The sequence below is a fragment of the Chryseobacterium sp. 22532 genome (assembly GCF_052044665.1).
Classification (GTDB): Bacteria; Bacteroidota; Bacteroidia; order Flavobacteriales; family Weeksellaceae; genus Chryseobacterium; species Chryseobacterium lathyri.
Map to the genome: position 1 here is coordinate 378,200 of NZ_JBQENJ010000005.1, position 19,002 is coordinate 397,201.

Here is a 19,002-nt window from a genome sequence, read left to right on the forward strand (position 1 = left end):
TTATCCGTTTACAGCTTCTACTTTTTCCACTAAATCCGGAACGAATTGTTTTAAAATATTTTCAATTCCGTTTTTCAAAGTAGCAGTTGAGCTTGGGCATCCTGAGCAGGCTCCCTGTAACAGCATTTTGGCTGTTTTACTTTCCTGATCGTATTCCATCAGGGAAATTTTTCCGCCGTCATTTTCCACTGCAGGAGCTACATATTCATTTAAAATATCTGAAATTTTCTGCTCGTCATCGGTATAATCTCTGTTGATGATTTTTTCAACGGGATTTTCATGCTTCTGAGGTTCAAGATTTGAAATTTCGCCTCCACTCTGAAGATATTCAGCAATAAAACCACGTACAGCCATCATCACCTGATGCCATTCCACGGAATCGTCTCTTGTTACAGCCACAAAATTGTCAGAAATAAAAATTTCTTTTGCAAAATCAAATTCATTAAAGATACCCTGGGCCAAAGGAACACCCTCAGATTTTTCTCTCGATTTTACTTCCACAAAACCCTCCATAAGCAGTTTATTGGAAACAAACTTCATGGCATTAGGGTTAGGAGTCATTTCAGCATAGATCTGATACATTTCCTTTCTTTTCTGAAGATAAATTCTTGGATTGGCCAGTAATTCATCCTCAATGACATTTTTCAGGCTGTCTGCTACATGTTCCCATTCAACAGTATCCTGTTTTGCCACAGCCACAAAATTAGCTGTAATAAAAACTCTTTCCACAAAAGGATAGTTGAAAAGTTCCTGAGCTAAAGGAATTTCTGTAATATCTGAACTTCTGTCCAACTCTAATGAGCCCGGGATCAGGTTATAATCCGCGACAAATTTCATCACTTTCGGGTTTTCAGTTGGTTCTATAAGTATCGTACGCATTTTTTCGTTAAATTTGAGATACAAAAATACGCAATTAGAAATTAGAAGTTAGAGATTAGAAATTAGATTTTTGCTATCACGGTTATTTAAAATTAGAAGACAGAGAATAGAAGCAGCCGTTTTAGAATTATTATTTTCGAATTGACTCATTTTCAAATTATCAAATTAAAACTATGGCAATTGTAAAAGAACTTTTAGGGAAAACACCTCAGATAGGAGAGGGTACATTTTTGGCAGAAACGGCAACCATTATCGGTGACGTTACCATGGGAAAAGACTGCAGTATCTGGTATAATGCAGTGATCAGGGGAGATGTACATTACATCAGGATGGGCGATAAAGTAAATGTTCAGGACAATGCTATGTTGCACTGTACGTATCAGAAACACCCTTTAAATATTGGAAACAACGTTTCCATCGGACATAATGCAATTGTTCATGGCTGTACCATCAAAGATAACGTACTAATCGGTATGGGAGCTATTGTTATGGATGATTGCCTGGTAGAAGAAAACTCTATTGTAGGAGCAGGTTCTGTAGTGATACAGGGAACCCATATTAAATCAGGAGAAGTCTGGGGCGGAGTTCCTGCAAAGAAAATTAAAGATATTTCTGCTCAGTTATTAGAAGGAGAAGTCAACAGGATCGCAGATAATTACGTGAAATACTCTTCATGGTATAAAGAAAACCTGAAAGTGGGGAGCTAGTTTAGAGTTTTCGAGTTGGAGAGTTTATTTAGTTGATTTTCTGGTTGATAGTTGCTGGTTCGAACCGCGAATCCGTCATGCCGAAACTTTTTTACTTGCTAAACTTCACTGGGAAAAAGTCTCAGGCCTGTAATCTAAAATCTTGATTTTTGGCTCTTGCATCTTGGTTCTCAAATCTTGAAGCAAACACAAATAAACAAAAGCTCCATCATACTGATAGAGCTTTTTTCAATCCTTAGTATAAACTCCTGAACGAGTTTTTATGTTGATTTTTCAACAGGATATATAACCTTTGCTTTGATTTTTTCTTCTTATTGTTCTGCCGTTATAAGCTGTGCTTTTCCATTGATACATTTCACAGATGTTGGTGGCATCACCATCATACAGTCAGAAGTGATATTGTATTTTTCATTGAAAGCTTTTACTTTCTGTGTATATTCCTCAATTCTTGGCAGGATGATGGTCTCTATTTTTTTAGGATAAGCAATGTATTGCTGAGGTCCGCCACAGGCTTTGGCTCCCATTGGAGCAAACGTCCATTCCGAAGCGGTCGTACATTTTTCTTTGGATACTTCAGATTGAATGGATGCTTTCAACTTATCCAGCTGGGCCTGCTCATATTTTTGACTGTCCTCATCAGCAGGTCTTTCAGAAATATCTTTTGGAAGATTGGTATTCGCGTTCTTGGATGTATTGCATGAAACCAAGGTAAACATAGTGCATAATGCTAATAGTGGAGTATATATGAAATTTTTTTTCATTATAATTTCTTTTCTGTTAAAGAATTTTCAAAAGTTATGCCAAGGTAAGAAAATCAAATTCATTTCCGTAATTTTGAAGCACAATGAACAATCATTTTTTTGACTTAATAGAGCACACGAACAGAAGCGTTTTTCTTACAGGAAAGGCAGGAACAGGTAAAACGACTTTCCTTAATGATTTTGTAAAGAAAACAAGGAAGAAGTATATTGTGGTTGCCCCTACCGGAATTGCTGCGATTAATGCAGGAGGAGTGACTATCCATTCTATGTTTGGATTGCCTTTAAGGACTTTTTTACCGACCACGGACCGTATCGACGGGAGTCTGGCAAATAATATTGCCGACCTGATGCCTCATTTCAAATACAGAAAAGATAAGCTTAAACTTTTAAGAGAAGTGGAGGTTCTTATCATTGATGAGGTTTCGATGCTGAGAGCTGATGTTCTTGATATGATGGATTTCTCGCTGAGATTTATCAGAAGAAATAATCAGCGGTTCGGTGGGGTGCAGATGCTGTTCATTGGAGATCTTTACCAGCTTCCGCCGGTGGTAAGAGATGAACATATTTTAAAGATATGCTATCAGTCACCATTCTTTTTCGACAGTCTTGCCATTAAAGATATTCCGCTTCTGACCATTGAATTAACTAAAGTTTACAGGCAATCGGATGAAAAGTTCCTGGATATTCTGAATGCAATCCGTGACGGCGATGTTGCCAATATCAACTTTGAGGAGCTCAATAAAAGATATGATCCGGATTTTAAGGCAGGAACTGAATCTTACGTTTATCTGTGTTCACACAATAAGATGGCGGATGAGATCAACCAGGAAAAACTGGAAGAAATTGATCTGACCGTTAAAACCTATGAAGCCAAACTCTTTGGCGATTTCAAAGAAAACCAGTTTCCGAACGAGCAGTTTTTAGAATTGAAAGTCGGGGCACAGGTCATGTTCATCAGGAATGATATTACCGGTGAGAAAAAATATTTCAACGGAAAGCTGGGTGAAATTTCTGCTTTAGATGATAATGAGATCAAAGTTGTTCTTGATGGCAGTGAAAGAGAAATTACGGTAAAAAGAGAAGTCTGGGAACAGAAAAAATATTTCCTGGATACCGAAAAAAATATTAAAGAAGAAGTTTTAGGGAGCTTTGAGCAGTTTCCTATAAAGCTTGCCTGGGCAGTTACCATTCACAAAAGCCAGGGTTTGACCTTCGATAATGTAATCATTGATGCAGGTAAAAGTTTTACGGCCGGACAGGTTTATGTAGCGTTGTCAAGATGCCGTACGCTGGAAGGGATTGTTTTGAAATCTAAAATTACTCCTGAAGTTATTTTTAAAGACAACAGAATTCTGCAGTTCCAGGGAAGCACCCTTGCCAATGATAATGTAGAAGCCATTCTGAACCGCGAAAAATATGATTACAGCATCAAAAAAGTACTCCGTACCGTCAACTGTTTGTGGTTCCTGAATGAAGTGGAAGAGTGGAACAAACTGTCTATTACCACAAAAAGTATTGATCATGTAAAAACAAACCAGCTGTATCTTCAGCTGAAACACGAAATTGTCAATCTTGGAAAGATCTTTGAAAAATTGGAAAGGGTAATTTCCCAGAAGGTTAATAATTTTATTGAAAACAAAGAAGAATGGTCTGAGATTGAAAGCAAAACCAAAGGAGCAGTTAATTTCTTTTTCACAGAAATCAGAGACAAAGTATTCAATCCGCTGAAGGAATTCTATGCTGAAATTAAAGGGGCAAAAGGACTGAAACAGTATAATGAGGAATTCAGAAACTGGCTGGAAGATACTGAAGAATACCTGAACAGCCTGAAAGAGATCCATCTGTTGGAAACGAAGCTTTTAGATGAAAAAAATGACAAGGAAATCAATTTAAAGATCGCAAAAGTTCCTTCCCAGGTTCTGACCTTCCAATTATTTGAACAGGGAAAAACAATTGGTGAAATTGCTATGGAAAGAGGCCTGGTAAAAGAAACCGTGATCGGCCATTTAGCAAAATTTGCAGAGCAGGGCTTACTGGATATTTCAAGAGTGATCACTTCGGATAAAATCAAAGCTTTTGAAAAAGAATTCTATGAAAATCCTCATGAAACCTTAACGGAATGGAAGAATGCTTTGCCTAATGATTTTGAATTTAATGAGATCAGGATTCTGATTAATCATTATAATTTTAAGAAAGAGAAGAATGATTCAATATAACAAGAAAGACTGTCTCAAAAATGAGACTGTCTTTTTTTATTTATTCAGGAGATCCTGATTCACTCTATAACCGACGATTTTGATATCTCCGTTTTTATCTTTCTGCATGGAAAAATTTTCTTCTGTTTTGGACGCACCTCTTTTAATATTGTATATTATAAATACTCACCTTGGGGATTAGACCCTAATCATGAAAATCAAGCTGATTATAACTTAATCTAAGATTAATTTTCGTTTGTTATTGTCCCAGTAACTGGCGCTTCGGCTTTCATTTTTATATTCTACTTCAATATTTTCAATTTCATTGAATCTATTTTTATCAGTTTTTGAAAATTCAATTTTTGTGAAATTTTTCTCATCTATGATATTAAAATCAACAAGCTTTAAATAGTCTTCAATAGAATTTATATCAATCATAATTTTTCCACCTCCAAATTGATGTCTGTCCTGCCCGTTTTTCTTAACACCTGAAACCCAATATTCTTCACCTGTTTCTATGTCAAAATGATTTCCATTAATTCCATGATTTTTAAGTTTTTTCAAAGCCTTACCATTAAAATAAACAGTTTGTCCTGACTTTGAAAATTCTACAAAGCCGATCCATGCTGGTCCATGATGACCGTAGGATTTGTTTTCGATATACATTATTTTGATTTCATGGTTTTGGATTAATCCTGTTATTTAAATCAAATATACAATTTCTTATAAGTAAAAAGATTGTTATTGAAATTCAAATTCCAATAGTTTTTTCCTGAACTAGCTAATCCATCCTATCAATTACAAAAAGTAACTAATGCGATTTATTAGGTTTAAATTTGTCTGGTTTTAAACCTAAAATTTAAAATATGAAAAATTTTGAAATATCGGTACTTGATCTTGCTCCCGTAAAGCAGGGAAAAAGTATTCACGATACCTTTCAGGACAGTTTGTCTTTAGCGAACCATACTGAAAATTTAAACTATAAAAGATTCTGGCTGGCTGAGCATCACAATATGGAAAGTATTGCCAGCTCCGCCACCACAGTTCTGATCGGCTTTATCGCCAACGGGACAAAAACAATAAGAGTAGGATCCGGTGGAATCATGCTTCCGAACCACAGTTCGTTAATCATTGCAGAACAATTCGGTACCCTGGAATCTCTTTTTCCGGGAAGAATAGATCTTGGCTTGGGAAGAGCTCCGGGCACCGATGGTCTTACTGCCCAGGCTTTGGGAAGAAACCCAGCGATCATCAATCAGCAGTTTCCGAGACAGATCTTAGAGCTACAGACGTATTTCTCGAAAGAAAATTCTGATGCTCTGGTTCGTGCCATTCCCGGTGAAGGTCTGGATATTCCGCTTTACATATTAGGATCCAGTACAGACAGTGCGTGGCTGGCTGCGGAACTTGGGCTTCCATATGCTTTTGCGGGACATTTTGCTCCTGAACAGATGGAAATGGCTTTTAAAATTTACAGAGAACATTTTCAGCCTTCGGCACAACTTGATAAACCTTATGTGATGGCGTGCGTCAATGGAGTGGCGGCAGAAACTTCTGAAGAAGCACATACAATTTCCACAACTTTATTTCAGGCATTTATCAATATCATCAGAAATGACAGGAAACCTTTTGCTCCTCCCGTGGAGGATATGGATGACATCTGGTCGCCCATGGAGAAATCGATGGTGCTTCAGAAGTTAAAATATACATTGATAGGAGATCAGGCAGAAATTGAAGAAAAACTGAAAAATTTTCAGGAAAAATTCAATGTAGATGAATTAATTATCAATTCACATATCTACGATCATCAGAAGAGGCTGAGGTCTTATGAGATTTTCAGAGAGGCTACAAACTCTTTATCCAAAGCCTAACAAACCCTTCATATTAATTGGCAGATGCTTATTTTTATAAGTATCTTTGCACAAATAAAAAGTAAACATGTCTGATATTAAATTGAATACCATTCCAGAGGCTATTGAAGACCTTAAAAATGGTAAAATAATCATAGTAGTAGATGATGAAGACAGAGAGAACGAAGGCGATTTTCTTTGTGCTGCAGAACTGACAACGCCGGAAATTATCAATTTTATGGCATTTCATGGAAGAGGGCTGATCTGTATGCCGCTTCCTGAAAAAAGATGCGATGAGCTTGGCCTTGAGGTCATGGTAAGCAGAAGCAGTGATCCTAAGGAAACCGCTTTTACCGTTTCTGTTGACCTTCTTGGTAACGGAACATCTACAGGAATTTCTGCAGGTGACAGAGCCAAAACAATTTTAGCTTTGATGGATGAAAAATCCAAGCCTACAGATTTCATGAGACCTGGCCATATTTTCCCGCTTCGTGCAAGAAAAGGAGGGGTTTTAAAAAGAGCAGGACATACAGAAGCTGCTATTGATCTTACCAATTTAGCAGGATTGAAAGAAGGTGGGGTAATCTGTGAGATTATGAATGATGACGGTACCATGTCACGTTTGCCTGAACTTCATGCTTTTGCCCAAAAACATGATATGAAGATCGTTTCCATTGAAGATCTGATCCATTATCAGCTTAAAAAAGGAAACCTTATCGAAAGGCTGGAAGAAAGAAAAGTAAAAACTGCTTATGGGGAGTTTGACTTTTTTGCATTCAGAGAAACATCCAATGACCAGATTCATTTTGCCCTGACAAAAGGTTCATGGACGGTTGATGAGCCTGTTTTGGTAAGAGTTCAGTCTTCAGATTCATATTTTGATGTACTGACAAGACTGAATAACGGTGAAAAACCTTTACTGGAGAAAGTAACGAATATGGTAAATGAAGCAGGAAAAGGAGCTGTTATTTTCATCAATAACGTTTCAAATTCTGAAAATACATTGAGAAAACTTCAGCAGTTCCTGAATTACCAGGACGGACAGGAACAGCATCCTACTTTAGCATACAATTACAGAGATTATGGGATCGGAACACAGATCCTGAAAAATCTGGGAATCAATAAGTTCAAAGTGATCACACAAAACCCTAATATCAAGCCACAGGTTGGTGGATATGATGTAGAGGTGACAGAGCTGGTTCAGCTGTAAAAGTGAATTGTGAATGGTCGGTTGTGAATGAACATTACTGATCATTTATAGAAATAAAATTAATAAAAAGGTTTAGGATTTTTCTAAACCTTTTTTTATTTTTAAACTATGACAGAGTCTTTAAAGAAACACATCAGAGCGTATATTGAGATTTCAGATGAAAAGCTTGAAAAATACTGCAGTGCATTCCGTATTCAGAAAATAAAGAAAAAAGATTTTCTTTTAAAAGAAGGAGACATCTGCGAAGCGGAAGGATTTGTATTGAGCGGATGTTTTAAAGTGTTCCGTACAGATAAGAATGCAGATGAACAGATCTTATATTTTGGAGTGGAAGACTGGTGGATTTCGGATATAGACAGCTTCATTAATCAGATCCCGTCCCAGCTCAATATCCAGGCTATTGAGGACAGTGAGATCCTCTTGATTTCTAAAGAAGACAAAGAAAGACTCTACCGGGAAATTCCTGAAATTGAAAGGCTGATGAGACTGAAGTTTCAGATGTCAATCATTGCCCTGCAACGCAGGATTGTTGATAATTTAAGCAAACCTTCCGATGAACGTTATCAGGACTTCCTGAAAGAATATCCTAAAACGGCTCACCGCTTGACAAATATCCAGATTGCTGCCTATTTAGGAGTAACTCCTGAATTTATCAGCAGAATCCGCCGGAAAATTGTAAGTGGGAATTGAGAGGTTTAACCCTTACGTCAATGGTGAATTTTGCTTCGCAAGTAAATGGTGAATGGGAGAATCAAGATTTAGACATCAGATTTCAAATTATTTAAGCTTTAACTTGTTTACGCTAAAACTCTCCACGTCTCTTTCTCAAATTTACCTGCTTATTTCCTCAAAATTTCTAAATCCATTAAGGAAATCCTTCACGTTCATCCTTTTTTTGCCTTCAAGCTGAAGCTCCTGTGGAAAGTAAGCGCCGTCTTCTGTATAGATTTTAAACTCATTCTTAGAAATATCCAAAGTTCCGGAAGGTTTTCCATGATCTGAAATTTCAAATTTCCCACCGAATATTTTTAATCCTTTTTCTTCTTCGCCGATTTTTAAAGTTGTAAAAGCAGCTGGATAGGGCGACATTCCCAAGATAAATTGATGAACCTTTTTTGACGCTTTTGTCCAATCAATTCTGGTATCTTCTTTGAAAATTTTGAAAGCATTTTTAGGATGTTCAACATGTGGTTGAGGCTTTTCTACAATTGAGTTTTCAGCTAAACCGTCAAGTGTTTTTACGACCAGCTTTGAACCCATTACCATTAATCTGTCGTGAAGACTTCCCGCGTTTTCATTTGGTAAAATTTCCAGCTCTTCCTGAAGAAGAATATTTCCCTCATCTATTTTTTCGTTAATAAAAAATGTAGTTGCACCAGTTTTTTCTTCACCGTTGATCACTGCATAATTAATAGGAGCCGCACCCCGGTAATCAGGAAGCAGAGACGCATGAAGGTTAAAAGTTCCCATTTTAGGCATTTCAAAAAGAACCTTGGGCATCATTCTGAAAGCTACCACCACAAAAACATCAGCATCCAGTTTTCTGAGTTCTTCTAAAAATTCAGGATTTCTCAATTTTTCCGGCTGAAAAACAGGAATGTTATTTTCTGAAGCATAGATCTTTACAGGTGACTGATTGATTTTTTGTCCGCGGCCACTGGCTTTATCGGCAACAGTGACAACACCTACAACTTCATGATTCGACTGATGGATAGCTTCCAAAGAAGTTTTTGCAAATTCCGGGGTTCCTAAAAAAACGACTTTCAATGATTTCATACTGCAAAGATAAGGGTTTTTGGGAGTTGGAGAGTAATAGGGTTTGAGAGTAATAGGGTTTGAGAATTTTACGGTGAATAAGTAAGAGTTAAAGAGTCTGGAATCTCATGTATCATATCTGAGGGCTAAAATTCACTATTCACTTGCGAAGTAAAATTCACGATTCACCATTACCCATGTTCAACGCATATGTCCTGAAATTCAACATCTTTACCTTCCCCGAATCTAAAAGAAAAATCAGGTTTTCTAAAATGTTGTTTTTAGAATGATAATTAAGCTGTACCGAAAGGTCTTCAATGGTGGAAGGTTTTTTAGCCAGCAGATTAATGATCTGTTGGGAAATATTTTTCCCGAAAATGGATTGCTTGTTTTTTTCACAGACTGAGCATTGGCCGCAGTTCTTTGTATTCTTTTCTCCAAAATAAGCGAGAATAAGTTTCATCTTACAGTAATCATTATTTTCTATAAAAAACTTAATCTCTTCCCACTTCTGAATTTTGTTTTTTTGAATATGTTCAAAAAGTTTCCAATAAGCGGCATTAATAGCTCTTTCATCACGTGGTTTCAGGAATTTAATACTTGAGAGGGCACCGTCTACATATTCCAGATAATTTTTTTGTTGGAGTTCTTTAAGTCTTTCTTTAATAAGAGGAACACTTACCCCAATCTTATTGCTGACCTGTAGTTCACTGAACATTACTTTATGCGTGGTAATTCCTGATATAGTACGCAGCAGAAGTTCTATGAAGTAAGCATCTTTCTGAGGCAGCTGGTCTATTTCCTCAGCATTGAAGAGAAGCTCCAATGAAGACAGGCTTTTGTTGTCATTATGATAGATGATTTCCTGATTATGCAAGAAATTAAGGACATTGCTGATCTTGGCTTTCGACAGCCTGGTAAAATTCTGTATCCCCTGAATGTTCAGTTGAAAAACTTTTTCCGGAAGTTCAAATTCTGCAACCTGGAAAATAGAGTAGAGATAGGTGATGATTTTTAAAAATTCAGCTTTGCTGGGGGTCTGGTTTTTTAGGATTTCATCAAAATTAAGTAATTCCTGTTTATTCCAAAGAAGAAACGCAAAACTGTCTTTAGCGTCTCTCCCTGCCCTTCCGATCTCCTGATAATAATTTTCCAGTGACGGAGCAGGAGAGAAGTGAATCACAAAGCGGACATTGTCTTTGTCTATTCCCATCCCGAAAGCATTGGTTGAGATAAGAACTTGGTTGTCACTGTTATTCCAGTGAATTTGTTTGGCGTTTTTCTCTTTCGTCGTTAAGCCGGCATGAAAATAATCTACATTTTTTATCTGGTTTTTTTTGAGAAATTCGGCCAGCATTTCTGCATCCTTCCGGGTTCTTACATAAACAATTCCGGAATCGTTATTATGCTTTAAAATATCAAAAACACGCTGAAATTTGTCAGAAACTTCATCCAAAAATATCCTGATATTTTCTCTCCTAAAGCTTTTCTGAAAAACAAACGGATTTTTAAGTTCCAGTTTATTCTTGATTTCTTCCAAAACTTTGGGAGTTGCAGTGGCTGTTAAAGCAAGACAGGGAATTTTAGGATGATTTTTTCTGAATTCTTTGATATTCTGATAGCTGGGACGAAAATCCTGTCCCCATTCTGAAATACAGTGGGCTTCATCTACGGCTATAAATGATAACTTAATTTCGTCAATATTTTGAAGAAACTGTATATTGGTCAGTCTTTCCGGAGATACATAAAGAAGTTTGGTAAGCCCGTCTTTACAGCGGTCGTAGACAGCTTCTGCGTCATATTCATCAAGCTCGGAGGACAGGTATTCTGCTTCGATACCCCGATGTTTAAGCTGGCTTACCTGATCTTTCATCAATGCAAGGAGGGGAGAGATTACAAGGCAGGTCCCTTCTTTCAATAAGGCTGGAAGCTGGTAGCAAAGAGATTTTCCTGCTCCCGTAGGCAGAAGGACGAGACAGTCTTTTTCATTAATGACAGCATCGATAATTCCTTCCTGAGAATCTCTGAAAGCATCGTAACCCCAAAAATATTTTAGGGTATCGTATTTTAATTTTTGGAAATCCTGCTGAGAAATCATAAGGTAAAAGTAATAAAACTATTACAACAAAAAAAGCCGTGCATGGCACGGCTTTGATATATTTACTAATAATTGTATTATTTAGCTTCGAAATATACTCTTCTGTTAGCTCTGTTTTTCCATTCAGGACATTTAGTAGCTGGTTCGCACTCAGGGTATTTAAGGTCTTTTTCACCTCTACCGATTGCGTTCAGTTTAGAAGATTCTACTCCGTTTTTGATCAAATAGTTTTTAACGCTATTCGCTCTTCTTTCAGATAGCTTTTGGTTATAAGCATCAGAAGCTCTTGTATCTGTAGCTCCGATTACGTTATACGCACCGTTTGAAGAGTTGATATATGAAACAGCATTATTTAAGATCGGAGTGTTTGAAGGTAAAATTCTGTCAGAATTTAAATCAAACTCAATTCCTTCAAGCTTAGTTTCTGTTTCTACTACAGGTCCTGCAGTTGTTGTAGGACATCCGTTGTTTTCAACAGGTCCAGGAACAGTTACACACTTGTCGTAAAGGTCAATTACACCGTCAAGGTCAGTATCAAGAGCAACACCAGCACCATCCACTCTTGCACCAGCAGGAGTATCAAGCTGTCTGTCCCAATCGTCACAAACTCCGTCGTTATCAGCATCACCTTTTTTACATACTTCAATATCCTGGTTTTTGTTAGCCAAAACATCAAGTTTGTAATAGATTTCCTGCAACGGATCATGCCACATTAGGTGAGATTCGTGTTTTCCTAATTTCAAGGTAAGACCTAAAGTAGCATTAAAGAAGTTATCTGATACCTGCTCTTCACGTTTGTTGATCGCACTGTATTTGTCACCTCCTCCATCGAATTCATCATCACCAGTTACTACATACATTACTCTACCTTCAAGATCAAGTCTGTTGTTGATTTTGTATTTTAAACCGGTACCAGCCTGCATGAACATTGAACCTAGTTTGAAAGGTTTAACTTCAGTAGCAAGTCTTTGCCCGTTAATATCTTTCTGATAAGCTCTGTAAGCAATAGTACCTATACCTGCATACCCGTGAAGCGCCCATCTGAAAGGTGAATGATTATCAACTCTTCTCAATAGATTAGAGAAGTTGATGTCTCCCAATAAAGAGATCGCATCATACTGAGTTCTTGCACCTACAGCTGTTGCATCTGGAGCAGCATCTTTAGTGTTGAACCATCCTTGTCTTGTTTCACCTCTGTCATATTGTAATTTTAAACCGAACGCATGAGTGATCGCTTTATCAATACTTACATAAGCAGAGTAACCGAAAAGGTTTTTACCGTTACCATTCTTGATAGATGTTAAATCACCTGACTGTAACAGGGGTACACCTGCACCGGCTGAAATAGACCAGTCATTGAATCTTTTTGACTGATTGGTAAACGGAGAAACATTCGCAGAACCAGAAGAAAATGTGTTTGGATATTCTCCATTTGAAACTGCTGTTGAGTCTTGCGCATAGCTAGCGGCTGGAATTGCCATTGCTAATGCTACAATTGCTAAACTTAATTTCATAGTGTATTTTTTTATTTTAGTTAATTAAATGATTTTATTGTAATAAAAACAGTTGTTTCTTATTTTGTAGGACAACCGTTGTTTTCAACAGGGCCGGGAACTGTTACGCATTTATCATACAGATCAATCACTCCGTCAAGATCCATATCCAAAGCTACACCGGCACCATCTACTCTTGCTCCTGCAGGAGTATCAAGCTGTCTGTCCCAGTCATCACATACACCGTCATTATCCGTGTCTCCTTTTTCGCATACTACAAGTTCTGTAGCTGCATTTTCTAAAACGCTTGTTCTGTAGTATGCTTCCTGAAGTGGGTCATGCCATGCCAAGTGTGATAATTTGTTTCCTAACTTGAAAGAAACTCCTAAAGTCACAGTCCAGGCATTATCAGATCTTGAATCACTGATCATATTATACTTTGAACCTGGAGTTGCCGGATCGTAGTCGTTGGGATCAGCCCATCCGCCTCCGTCGAATTCATCATCACCACTTATGATATACATTGTTCTTGCTTCAATGTCGATAAGTTTAGATACTTTGTATTTTAATCCTGCTCCAAACTGATAGTATAAAGAGTTAATGTCGAACTCCTTATTAATAAATAAAGGAATTCTCTTCGGATTTTCGCTCCATCTGAATTCATTCCCGTCATGCAAAGAAGTGTTGTAACCTTGGAATCCTATTCCTGCATAACCGTGTAGTGCCCATCTGTAAGGAGAATGATTATCAACTCTTCTCAATAAATTGGAAAAATTAACATCTCCCATTAAAGCAACCTGATCAAACTTGGTAGTTGCCGTACCTACTCCGGCTGCAGCACCTGCTGAACCCGGTAACATTGCTTTCTGCTTTGTTTCACCTCTCTGATAGATAAGGCTTAATCCAAAAACATGAGTGATCTGCTTATCAATACTTACGTAAGCATTATACCCCCAGTTTACCTTTTTGTCATAAAAAGATCTAAGATCAGAATGCGCCATGAATGCAGCACCTCCACCAACGGAAATAGACCAGTCGTTGAAACGTCTGGCTTTGTTGTCAAAACGCTGTACATTAGCGGAACCTGAAGAGAAGGTATTAGGGTACTCACTAGATGAGTTTACTGTGGTACTATCCTGGGCATAAGCCGCGATAGGTAGTGTGGCCAATAATAATAAACCTAATTTCATATATGTTTTTTATGTTTTATTTTAGATAAAATCTTTCAATAATATTTTAGAAAATTCCCTTTCATATAAATGCTTTTGATGGGGTATCTCTAATTTCTCTGATCTGAATTTCAGATCGTTATATTTAATGATATCAATATCTATTATTCTATCGCTATAACCGCCAGATGCAGATGAATCTTTAGTTCTTCCCATCTCAACTTCTATATTTTTAATAAAATCAAGCAGTTGTATTGGCGAGAAAGACGTGAATATTTCTGATGCAATATTACAAAAAATATTGGAACTAACAAATTCTACAGGTTCGGTTATTAAAAATTCGCTTGTTTGTGAAATGTAATTACCGCCCTCACTGATTTTTTTTAAAGCCAGTTCTAAATTTTTTTTTTGATCTCCTAGGTTACTTCCTAGTAACAAAACTACCTTATGCTGCGACATATTGGAAAATTGATTGATTTTATGAGAAGTTTCTTTAAAAACGTATTGGCAAATATAGTGGCTATTGTCCTATTATGTGCCTTATTTTTCGTCTTTTTCATTATGATGCTTGTGTTCAGTTCTATGGGGAATGACAAATCTGTTGTGGTGAAAAATAATTCTGTTCTTACGATTAATTTAAAGACTAATATAATAGACAGCCCTACTGAAGAGGAAATGGGCCTCTTCAATATCAGTGACAAAAGCAAGAGTGTAATGCTTTATGATGTGCTGGAAGCTATTAAAAAAGCTAAGACAGATGATCATATTAAAGGGATAAGTATTGAAGCTGATAACTTTCATGCAGGCATGACCCAGATTGATGATATAAGAAATGCTATTGAAGACTTTAAAAAGAGCGGAAAATTTGTATATGCCTATGGAAATGCTGTTTCCCAGGCCTCTTATTATTTAGGTTCTGTTGCCGACAAGTATTATCTTAACCCATCAGGAATGATAGAACTGAAAGGGCTGGCTACTGAGGTGACATTCTTTAAAGACTTTGCTGATAAATATGGAATTGGTATAGAGGTGATAAGACATGGGAAATTTAAATCAGCGGTTGAACCTTTTTTAAGAAATGATATTTCTCCTGAAAATAAAGAACAGCTGGGTACTCTTTTAAATGATATCTGGAAAAATACATCCACTAAAATGGCAGTTTCAAGAAAAATTGATACTGCACAGTTTAAAATGGTTGTCGACAGCTTATACGGGATGATCCCTGAGTTAGGATTAAAGTACAAGCTTGCCGACAAACTGATCCAGAAAACAGAGTATGATCAGATGATAAAATCAAAACTTAGCCTTAAAGAAAAGGAAAAGCTGAATAAAGTATCATTAGCGGGCTATATCAATTCTTATGCAGATGAAGATAAGTCCGGAGAGAAAGTAGCTGTATTGTATGCGTCAGGAGGAATTAACAATGGTGACGGTTATAACGAGATCTATTCTGAAAAATATATAAAATACATCAAAGATCTTCAGAATGATGATAAAGTAAAAGCGGTTGTTTTCAGAATTAATTCTCCGGGAGGAAGTGCTAATGCTTCAGATGAAATTTTATTTGAATTACAGCAGCTTAAAAAGAAAAAGCCATTGGTGGTTTCTTTTGGAGACTATGCAGCTTCAGGAGGATATTATATTGCGATGGCTGCAGATAAAATTTATTCAGAGCCTAATACGCTGACAGGGTCTATCGGAGTTTTCGGAGTGATACCTTATTATAAGGATATTGCAAACAAAAACGGTATCCGTTCTGATATTGTTGCTACCAATGCCAATTCTCAATATTATTCACCTCTGAACGGCGTTACCCCTTACGGAGTAAACCTGATCACCAGAAGTGTGGAAGGAACCTATAAAAGGTTTGTGTATTTCGTAACGCAGAACAGAAAGCAGACTTTCGAGCAGATTGACAATGTTGGCGGAGGAAGAGTATGGAGTGGGGTACGTGCTAAGGAGATCGGTCTTGTCGATGAGCTTGGAACTCTGAATGATGCGGTAAAGTTTGCAGCACAGAAAGCAGGATTGAAATCTTATCATGTGTCTTCTTATCCTAAAAGAATGTCTCCATTTGAGCAATTTTTCAAAGATCTGAATGAGGAAGATATTTCTGCAAGAATCATTAAAAATAAAATAGGTAAAGCCAACTATGAAATTCTTCAGCAGATTACAGATCAAAAACTGCAGTCTGAGGTGAAAATGGAAATGCCTTACCAGATCAAGATCAACTAAACTAAATTATATTGTACAAAAAATCCCGGAACTGAATTCAGTTCCGGGATTTTATTTTTTATCTACTCGTATTAGCCTTTCCTAGTAGCCATTCCGTAAATCCAGAGAACGATAAGTGCTCCTCCTACGGCTAAAAGCATACTTCTGAAATCGAAACTGTCTGTAGTTCCCCATCCCAAAAGGCTGCCTATAAATCCTCCTACGAAAGCTCCAACAATTCCTAAAATAATCGTCATCAGCCAACCGCCACCTTGTGTTCCAGGCATAATAAGTTTTGCAATTGCACCTGCGATAAGACCAAATATGATCCAAGTTAAAATTCCCATAGTTCTAAATTTTTAATTGTTAATGTATAAAATTTGATATCTAAGTTAAAGATAAAATATGATAAATATCATCTTTTCTTGAAAAAAGAGTCTACAAATTCTGTACCATTAAACAATTGAAGATCCTGCATCTTCTCACCTACCCCTATATATTTTACCGGAATCTGGAACTGATCTGATATCCCTATAACAACACCGCCTTTAGCTGTGCCGTCAAGCTTTGTTACGGCCAATGCATTCACTTCTGTGGCTGCGGTAAACTGTTTTGCCTGTTCAAATGCATTCTGTCCTGTAGACCCGTCAAGAACCAGAAGGATCTCATGAGGAGCATCTGGAATTACTTTCTGCATGACTCTTTTGATCTTCGAAAGTTCATTCATCAGGTTGATTTTATTATGAAGTCTTCCCGCAGTATCAATAATCACTACATCTGCACCCTGTGCAACAGCACTCTGTACCGTGTCAAAAGCCACAGATGCCGGATCTGACCCCATATCCTGTTTTACGATAGGAACTCCCACTCTTTCACTCCAGATGGTCAGCTGATCTACCGCTGCCGCTCTGAAGGTATCTGCGGCACCAAGGACAACCTTTTTTCCTTCAGACTTAAACTGGTGAGCAAGTTTTCCGATTGTAGTGGTTTTCCCAACTCCGTTCACGCCAACTACCATGATGACATACGGTTTTTTTGAACTGTCTATATTTCCTGTTCCTGCATGAGGGTTTTCAAGAAGCAGCCCGGAGATTTCTTCACGGAGAATATTGTCAAGTTCGCCTACACCCACATATTTATCGCGGGCAACGCGTTCTTCAATTCTTTCTATGATTTTGATGGTTGTAGATGCGCCTACGTCAGATGCAATCAGTATTTCCTCCAGGTTATCCAGTACTTCATCATCTACTTTGCTTTTACCGACTACGGCTTTCGTCATTTTTTCAAAGAAACCCTGGCTGGATTTTTCCAGGCCTTTATCTAAAGTTTCTTTTTCTTCTTTTTTGAAAATATTTTTAAACCAACTCATAGTTCATTCTTATTTGTTTTTATAACTGCCGTAGCCTATACTTCTATAAGGACGTCATCTCTGAAAAGACGGCTCACTTCCACAAGGCTGCTTACAGGAGGATTTTGAAGGTTGATATATAAGTCACGGATTTTTCTAAAGTCTGGTGTTTTGGAAATATCAGTAATGAAGATTCCCAGTTTTACAATATCCTTTCCTGTAGCTCCATATTCTTTCAGGATGAATTCGATGTTTTTAAAAACCTGTTGGGTCTGCTTCTCAACATCGTTTCCTACAAGATTACCCGAAGCATCCAGCGGTACCTGTCCTGAAAGTAAAATCATTGTAGAAGTTCCACAGTCTATACTTACCGATTGTGAAAGCCCTTTAATGGTAAAAACCTCCGGGGAGCTTTTGTATTCTACATTGTTCATTTTTTCCTGACCGAATGAAAATAGAAAAATTTCTGTGAAAACCAGAATAAGAATCTTTTTCATATGGATATATTTAATTGATTAATCATCTGGTGAACAAAGATAACAAAAAAACTACCCAAAATATGAGTAGTTTTTTATATTGTAAATAAAGTGGAGATTATTTCTTCAAATAACCGTCTACTTCGTCTGCATTCATTACTTTTTCTTCGAAAACGTAAGCACCTGACTTAGATGACTTAACCATTTTCACAACTTTAGTCATTTTCTTTGACTGACCGCTTTGTAGGGTTGCTACTACTTTCTTTGCCATGGTAAATTATATTTATAAATTACTTGATTTCTTTGTGAACTGTAACTTTCTTAAGAACAGGATTGTACTTTTTCAATTCCAGTCTCTCAGTAGTGTTCTTTTTATTTTTAGTAGAAATGTATCTTGACATTCCCGCCATACCACTTTCTTTGTGCTCTGTACATTCAAGAATTACCTGAACTCTATTTCCTTTTTTTGCCATGATTTATTAATTCTTTTTAATCAATCCGTTTCTAGTAGCTCTTTCAATAGCTTCCTCGATTCCAATCTTGTTAATCACTCTCAATCCATGAGCTGATACTTTCAGTGTTACGTGCTTATCTTGCTCCGGAAGGTAAAACTTCTTCTCCAATAAGTTAATTTCAAAACGACGCTTCGTTTTGTTATTAGCGTGAGAAACGTTGTTACCAACCATTGCACGCTTTCCTGTTATTTGGCAAATTCTTGACATATCTCGATGTTCTTATTTGTATAATATTTGAGGTTGCAAAATAACGAAGAATTTTTTAGATAGACAAATCTTTTGAAAAATATTTACAAATAACTGACTGATTAATAATCATGAATTTTAAAATA

General features: G+C 37.0%; 20 protein-coding genes. 6 read left to right on the forward strand and 14 right to left on the reverse strand.

Going from position 1 to position 19,002, the window contains the following annotated elements:
- Positions 1-879, reverse strand: a complete 879-nt coding sequence (locus tag ACTJIV_RS15825; RefSeq protein WP_440628580.1) for a NifU family protein — start codon at positions 877-879, stop codon at positions 1-3.
- Between the two features lie 173 nt (positions 880-1,052).
- Between ACTJIV_RS15825 and ACTJIV_RS15830 the strand changes: the two genes are divergently transcribed.
- The gene (locus ACTJIV_RS15830; RefSeq protein WP_111960515.1) at positions 1,053-1,586 is read left to right on the forward strand and encodes a gamma carbonic anhydrase family protein; all 534 of its coding nucleotides are present in this window, start codon (positions 1,053-1,055) and stop codon (positions 1,584-1,586) included.
- A 311-nt stretch (positions 1,587-1,897) separates the two neighbouring features.
- Here ACTJIV_RS15830 and ACTJIV_RS15835 read toward each other — a convergent pair whose 3' ends face one another.
- On the reverse strand, positions 1,898-2,347 hold the full coding sequence (locus ACTJIV_RS15835; protein WP_440628582.1) for a hypothetical protein: 450 nt from the start codon (positions 2,345-2,347) through the stop codon (positions 1,898-1,900).
- 83 nt (positions 2,348-2,430) lie between these two features.
- Between ACTJIV_RS15835 and ACTJIV_RS15840 the strand changes: the two genes are divergently transcribed.
- The gene (locus ACTJIV_RS15840) at positions 2,431-4,563 is read left to right on the forward strand and encodes a helix-turn-helix domain-containing protein (protein WP_440628584.1); all 2,133 of its coding nucleotides are present in this window, start codon (positions 2,431-2,433) and stop codon (positions 4,561-4,563) included.
- Positions 4,564-4,776: 213 nt separating this feature from the next.
- Here the strand turns inward: ACTJIV_RS15840 and ACTJIV_RS15845 are convergent, their stop codons facing one another.
- On the reverse strand, positions 4,777-5,208 hold the full coding sequence (locus ACTJIV_RS15845; protein ID WP_440628586.1) for a hypothetical protein: 432 nt from the start codon (positions 5,206-5,208) through the stop codon (positions 4,777-4,779).
- A gap of 200 nt (positions 5,209-5,408) precedes the next feature.
- On the opposite strand from ACTJIV_RS15845, the gene ACTJIV_RS15850 reads away from it, so the two are divergent.
- The 3 genes from ACTJIV_RS15850 to ACTJIV_RS15860 all read left to right on the forward strand — a co-directional run bounded on the left by ACTJIV_RS15850 (position 5,409) and on the right by ACTJIV_RS15860 (position 8,292).
- Positions 5,409-6,413, forward strand: a complete 1,005-nt coding sequence (locus ACTJIV_RS15850; protein ID WP_440628588.1) for an LLM class flavin-dependent oxidoreductase — start codon at positions 5,409-5,411, stop codon at positions 6,411-6,413.
- A gap of 67 nt (positions 6,414-6,480) precedes the next feature.
- The gene (gene ribB, locus ACTJIV_RS15855; protein WP_111960525.1) at positions 6,481-7,602 is read left to right on the forward strand and encodes a 3,4-dihydroxy-2-butanone-4-phosphate synthase; all 1,122 of its coding nucleotides are present in this window, start codon (positions 6,481-6,483) and stop codon (positions 7,600-7,602) included.
- 108 nt (positions 7,603-7,710) lie between these two features.
- Positions 7,711-8,292, forward strand: a complete 582-nt coding sequence (locus tag ACTJIV_RS15860) for a Crp/Fnr family transcriptional regulator (RefSeq protein WP_440628590.1) — start codon at positions 7,711-7,713, stop codon at positions 8,290-8,292.
- Between the two features lie 141 nt (positions 8,293-8,433).
- Here the strand turns inward: ACTJIV_RS15860 and fmt are convergent, their stop codons facing one another.
- The 5 genes from fmt to folK form a co-directional block, all read right to left on the reverse strand.
- On the reverse strand, positions 8,434-9,378 hold the full coding sequence (gene fmt, locus ACTJIV_RS15865) for a methionyl-tRNA formyltransferase (protein WP_223560161.1): 945 nt from the start codon (positions 9,376-9,378) through the stop codon (positions 8,434-8,436).
- A 157-nt stretch (positions 9,379-9,535) separates the two neighbouring features.
- Positions 9,536-11,455 carry a RecQ family ATP-dependent DNA helicase gene (locus tag ACTJIV_RS15870; protein WP_440628593.1) on the reverse strand — a complete coding sequence of 640 codons (1,920 nt, stop codon included), beginning with the start codon at positions 11,453-11,455 and terminating at the stop codon, positions 9,536-9,538.
- A 77-nt stretch (positions 11,456-11,532) separates the two neighbouring features.
- Positions 11,533-12,969 carry an OmpA family protein gene (locus tag ACTJIV_RS15875; protein WP_111960533.1) on the reverse strand — a complete coding sequence of 479 codons (1,437 nt, stop codon included), beginning with the start codon at positions 12,967-12,969 and terminating at the stop codon, positions 11,533-11,535.
- A gap of 59 nt (positions 12,970-13,028) precedes the next feature.
- Positions 13,029-14,138: an OmpA family protein gene (locus tag ACTJIV_RS15880; RefSeq protein ID WP_440628595.1), complete on the reverse strand. Its 1,110-nt coding sequence runs from the start codon at positions 14,136-14,138 to the stop codon at positions 13,029-13,031.
- Positions 14,139-14,159: 21 nt separating this feature from the next.
- Positions 14,160-14,576 carry a 2-amino-4-hydroxy-6-hydroxymethyldihydropteridine diphosphokinase gene (gene folK / locus ACTJIV_RS15885; RefSeq protein WP_111960537.1) on the reverse strand — a complete coding sequence of 139 codons (417 nt, stop codon included), beginning with the start codon at positions 14,574-14,576 and terminating at the stop codon, positions 14,160-14,162.
- 21 nt (positions 14,577-14,597) lie between these two features.
- Here folK and sppA point away from each other — a divergent pair, with 21 nt between their 5' ends.
- Entirely contained in the window at positions 14,598-16,352 is a 1,755-nt protein-coding gene (sppA, locus tag ACTJIV_RS15890; RefSeq protein ID WP_440628653.1) for a signal peptide peptidase SppA, read from the forward strand.
- 71 nt (positions 16,353-16,423) lie between these two features.
- Here sppA and ACTJIV_RS15895 read toward each other — a convergent pair whose 3' ends face one another.
- The 6 genes from ACTJIV_RS15895 to rpmB form a co-directional block, all read right to left on the reverse strand.
- The gene (locus tag ACTJIV_RS15895; RefSeq protein ID WP_111960539.1) at positions 16,424-16,678 is read right to left on the reverse strand and encodes a GlsB/YeaQ/YmgE family stress response membrane protein; all 255 of its coding nucleotides are present in this window, start codon (positions 16,676-16,678) and stop codon (positions 16,424-16,426) included.
- A gap of 68 nt (positions 16,679-16,746) precedes the next feature.
- Complete coding sequence (ftsY, locus tag ACTJIV_RS15900) at positions 16,747-17,700, reverse strand: signal recognition particle-docking protein FtsY (RefSeq protein ID WP_111960541.1); 954 nt, start codon at positions 17,698-17,700, stop codon at positions 16,747-16,749.
- Positions 17,701-17,735: 35 nt separating this feature from the next.
- Positions 17,736-18,176 carry a RidA family protein gene (locus ACTJIV_RS15905; RefSeq protein ID WP_440628598.1) on the reverse strand — a complete coding sequence of 147 codons (441 nt, stop codon included), beginning with the start codon at positions 18,174-18,176 and terminating at the stop codon, positions 17,736-17,738.
- A gap of 97 nt (positions 18,177-18,273) precedes the next feature.
- On the reverse strand, positions 18,274-18,426 hold the full coding sequence (locus ACTJIV_RS15910) for a DUF4295 domain-containing protein (RefSeq protein ID WP_002976755.1): 153 nt from the start codon (positions 18,424-18,426) through the stop codon (positions 18,274-18,276).
- 19 nt (positions 18,427-18,445) lie between these two features.
- Complete coding sequence (gene rpmG, locus ACTJIV_RS15915) at positions 18,446-18,628, reverse strand: 50S ribosomal protein L33 (RefSeq protein WP_007841812.1); 183 nt, start codon at positions 18,626-18,628, stop codon at positions 18,446-18,448.
- A gap of 6 nt (positions 18,629-18,634) precedes the next feature.
- Positions 18,635-18,877 (reverse strand): 50S ribosomal protein L28, encoded by a 243-nt coding sequence (gene rpmB / locus ACTJIV_RS15920; RefSeq protein ID WP_002976757.1) that lies wholly within the window; start codon positions 18,875-18,877, stop codon positions 18,635-18,637.
- Positions 18,878-19,002 lie beyond the last annotated feature (125 nt).